Below are 607 nucleotides of genomic sequence, written 5' to 3'. Positions count from 1 at the left end.
ACTTAAAAAACATTGAACGGGACAATTCACCGTTCGCATACAATATGGTAATCACCGTCCCTCTTATGATAAAAGCTGAGGAGGAATGAGCCTATGCCAAATTGGCTTAAAAAGCAGATGCAAAAAGCGTTCCTTGAAAAAGATAATTACCAAATTAAACTGCTGAATCAATGCTGGTATTTCTATAGGAAAAAACACTGCTCGTAAGCAGTGCTTTTATTTTACCATAGACAGCGATACTCTGCCTTTTTGTACATCTACGCCGTCAACCCAAACTGTCACGATATCGCCCACAGATACGACATCAAGAGGATGCTTGACGAATTGATTGCTCAGTTTTGAGATATGCACAAGCCCGTCTTGTTTGACTCCGATATCAACAAACGCTCCGAAGTCCACTACATTGCGCACGGTGCCCTGCAGTTCCATTCCCTCTTTCAAATCTTCCAGCTGAAGGACGTCTGTTTTCAGCAAAGTCTTAGGCACCTCATCGCGCGGATCGTGTTCCGGCCTTGTCAGCTGTTCACAAATGTCTTTCAGAGTGATTTCGCCGATTCCCAGCTCTTTTGCCGTTTCAGAAAGCGCCAGCTGATTGATTTTGTCCTTC

Annotated in this window: 2 protein-coding genes; one reads left to right on the top strand and one right to left on the bottom strand. The window is 44.0% G+C overall.

Annotated elements, in window-relative coordinates; all coding sequences use genetic code 11:
- Positions 1–93: 93 nt before the first annotated feature.
- Positions 94–207: a cortex morphogenetic protein CmpA gene (gene cmpA, locus ACWHAR_RS29270; protein WP_003225207.1), complete on the top strand. Its 114-nt coding sequence runs from the start codon at positions 94–96 to the stop codon at positions 205–207.
- A 9-nt stretch (positions 208–216) separates the two neighbouring features.
- On the opposite strand, the gene ACWHAR_RS29265 is transcribed toward cmpA, so the two are convergent.
- A partial coding sequence (locus tag ACWHAR_RS29265; RefSeq protein ID WP_452088719.1) for a S1 RNA-binding domain-containing protein occupies positions 217–607 on the bottom strand: 391 nt, incomplete at its 5' end.

The organism is Bacillus sp. LR--39, from assembly GCF_053613335.1.
This window is presented reverse-complemented; position numbering and strand designations above follow the sequence as displayed.

Bases quoted from the DNA above. Each gene is read 5' to 3' on its own strand.
- cmpA (WP_003225207.1), top strand. From the start codon at position 94: ATGCCAAATTGGCTTAAAAAGCAGATGCAAAAAGCGTTCCTTGAAAAA.